This is a genomic window from Paenibacillus sp. J5 (assembly GCF_054955055.1).
Window position 1 is genome coordinate 1 of sequence record NZ_JBUEDD010000025.1, and the last position, 2916, is coordinate 2916.

Annotated in this window: 1 rRNA gene; it reads left to right on the top strand. The window is 54.6% G+C overall.

Annotated elements, in window-relative coordinates:
- A 23S ribosomal RNA gene (locus ACY1JZ_RS25890) occupies positions 1-2899 on the top strand; the annotation flags it as partial.
- Positions 2900-2916 lie beyond the last annotated feature (17 nt).

A 2916-nucleotide genomic window follows, 5' to 3' on the forward strand; every position in this document is an offset into this window, starting at 1 on the left:
ATGCCTAGGCACCAGGAGCCGATGAAGGACGCGGCGAACAGCGAAATGCCTCGGGGAGCCGTAAGCAGGCTTTGATCCGGGGATGTCCGAATGGGGAAACCCGGCTGGGGTAATGCCCAGTCACTTTGCAGTGAATACATAGCTGCAATGGAGGCATACCAGGGGAACTGAAACATCTAAGTACCCTGAGGAAGAGAAAACAACAGTGATTCCGTCAGTAGCGGCGAGCGAACGCGGAGTAGCCCAAACCAGAGGGCTTGCCCTCTGGGGTTGTAGGACGTCTCACATGGAGTTACAAAGGAATCGGGTAGGCGAAGAGGTCTGGAAAGGCTCGCCATAGCAGGTAAAAGCCCTGTAGTCGAAATTCGATTCCCTCCGAGACGGATCCTGAGTACGGCGGGACACGTGAAACCCCGTCGGAATCCGGCAGGACCATCTGCCAAGGCTAAATACTCCCTGGTGACCGATAGTGAAGCAGTACCGTGAGGGAAAGGTGAAAAGCACCCCGGAAGGGGAGTGAAAAAGAACCTGAAACCGTGCGCTTACAAGAAGTCAGAGCCCAATTTAGGGGTGATGGCGTGCCTTTTGTAGAATGAACCGGCGAGTTACGATCACGTGCAAGGTTAAGGTGAAGAGCCGGAGCCGCAGCGAAAGCGAGTCTGAATAGGGCGAATGAGTACGTGGTTGTAGACCCGAAACCGTGTGATCTACCCCTGTCCAGGGTGAAGGTGCGGTAACACGCACTGGAGGCCCGAACCCACGCACGTTGAAAAGTGCGGGGATGAGGTGGGGGTAGCGGAGAAATTCCAATCGAACTCGGAGATAGCTGGTTCTCCCCGAAATAGCTTTAGGGCTAGCCTCGGCGTAAAGAGTCATGGAGGTAGAGCACTGATTGGATGCGGGGCCCGCCAAGGGTTACCAAGTTCAGTCAAACTCCGAATGCCATCGACTTATAGCCGGGAGTCAGACAGTGAGTGCTAAGATCCATTGTCAAGAGGGAAACAGCCCAGATCATCAGCTAAGGTCCCCAAGTGTGTGTTAAGTGGGAAAGGATGTGGAGTTGCCCAGACAACCAGGATGTTGGCTTAGAAGCAGCCACCATTTAAAGAGTGCGTAATAGCTCACTGGTCGAGTGACTCTGCGCCGAAAATGTAACGGGGCTAAACACACCACCGAAGCTATGGCAATGCAGCAATGCATTGGGTAGGGGAGCGTTGAATACGGATTGAAGTCAGACCGGAAGGACTGGTGGACTGTATTCAAGTGAGAATGCCGGTATGAGTAACGAAAAGACAAGTGAGAATCTTGTCCGCCGAAAGCCTAAGGGTTCCTGAGGAAGGCTCGTCCGCTCAGGGTAAGTCGGGACCTAACGCGAGGCCGAAAGGCGTAGTGGATGGACAACAGGTTGAAATTCCTGTACCACCGTAAACCGTTATGAGCAATGGGGTGACGCAGAAGGGTAGTGACGCGGACCGATGGATGTCCGTCTAAGCAGTGAGGCTGATGTGTAGGCAAATCCGCACATCGTAAGGCTAGGCTGTGATGGGGAGGGAAAATTACAGTACCGAAGGTCATGAGCTCCAGCTGCCAAGAAAAGCCTCTAGCCAGGTGAAGGTGCCCGTACCGCAAACCGACACAGGTAGGCGAGCAGAGCATGCTAAGGCGCGCGGAAGAACTCTCGTTAAGGAACTCGGCAAAATGACCCCGTAACTTCGGGAGAAGGGGTGCCTCGGTAGGGTGAATAGCCCGAGGGGGCCGCAGTGAAAAGGCCCAAGCGACTGTTTAGCAAAAACACAGGTCTGTGCGAAGCCGCAAGGCGAAGTATACGGGCTGACGCCTGCCCGGTGCTGGAAGGTTAAGGGGAGCGGTTAGGAGCAATCCGAAGCTGTGAACCGAAGCCCCAGTAAACGGCGGCCGTAACTATAACGGTCCTAAGGTAGCGAAATTCCTTGTCAGGTAAATTCTGACCCGCACGAATGGCGTAACGACTTGGGCGCTGTCTCAACGAGAGATCCGGTGAAATTTTAATACCTGTGAAGATGCAGGTTACCCGCGACAAGACGGAAAGACCCCATGGAGCTTTACTGCAGCTTGATATTGGACTTTGGTACGATCTGTACAGGATAGGTGGGAGCCTGAGAAGCCTGAGCGCCAGCTTGGGTGGAGGCGCCGTTGGGATACCACCCTGATCGTATCGGAGTTCTAACCTGCCACCCTGAATCGGGTGGAGGGACCGTGTCAGGCGGGCAGTTTGACTGGGGCGGTCGCCTCCTAAAATGTAACGGAGGCGCCCCAAGGTTCCCTCAGAATGGTTGGAAATCATTCGAAGAGTGCAAAGGCATAAGGGAGCTTGACTGCGAGACCAACAAGTCGAGCAGGGACGAAAGTCGGGCTTAGTGATCCGGTGGTACCGAATGGAAGGGCCATCGCTCAACGGATAAAAGCTACCCTGGGGATAACAGGCTTATCTCCCCCAAGAGTCCACATCGACGGGGAGGTTTGGCACCTCGATGTCGGCTCATCGCATCCTGGGGCTGAAGTAGGTCCCAAGGGTTGGGCTGTTCGCCCATTAAAGCGGTACGCGAGCTGGGTTCAGAACGTCGTGAGACAGTTCGGTCCCTATCTGTCGTGGGCGTAGGAAATTTGAGAGGAGCTGTCCTTAGTACGAGAGGACCGGGATGGACGTACCGCTGGTGTACCAGTTGTTCCGCCAGGAGCACCGCTGGGTAGCTATGTACGGACGGGATAAGCGCTGAAAGCATCTAAGCGCGAAGCCCCCCTCAAGATGAGATTTCCCAATTAGTAAGACCCCTTGAAGACGACGAGGTAGATAGGCTGGGGGTGGAAGCACAGCAATGTGTGGAGCTGACCAGTACTAATCGGTCGAGGGCTTATCCTATGTAAGACTTCAGCTAA